This window comes from Mesorhizobium sp. WSM4844 (assembly GCF_055811775.1).
In genome coordinates, this window is record NZ_JBVVQB010000216.1 from 1 (window position 1) to 310 (window position 310).

Consider the following 310-nt stretch of genomic DNA (forward strand, 5'->3'; position numbering starts at 1 on the left):
TCTGACGACAAGCCAAAGTGCTGGGTCAGCCCCATGCGGCGATTTGCTGACGTTTGAGGTTTGCACTCAGGATGGGAGCTTTCGATGGCATTTTGATGCAAGTCGATTAGCACCGGAGCAGATCGACCGTATGACGCAGCATTTGCAAACTTTGTTATATGGTGTGACGGCCGATGCCGGGCAGCCGGTGCGCGACCTCGACATCCTACCGGCCGCCGAGCGCGCCTATCTGCTGGAGGAGCTGAACCGGACGGCGGCGGATTATCCGTCGGGTCGGTGCATCCATGAGCTGTTCGAGCAACAGGTGCGC

The 310-nt window shown here is 59.0% G+C and carries 1 protein-coding gene; it reads left to right on the forward strand.

The window, feature by feature from the left end; translation table 11 throughout:
• Positions 1 to 130 precede the first annotated feature (130 nt).
• On the forward strand, positions 131 to 310 hold a 180-nt coding region (locus AC0L2A_RS36495), incomplete at its 3' end, for a hypothetical protein (protein ID WP_473613027.1).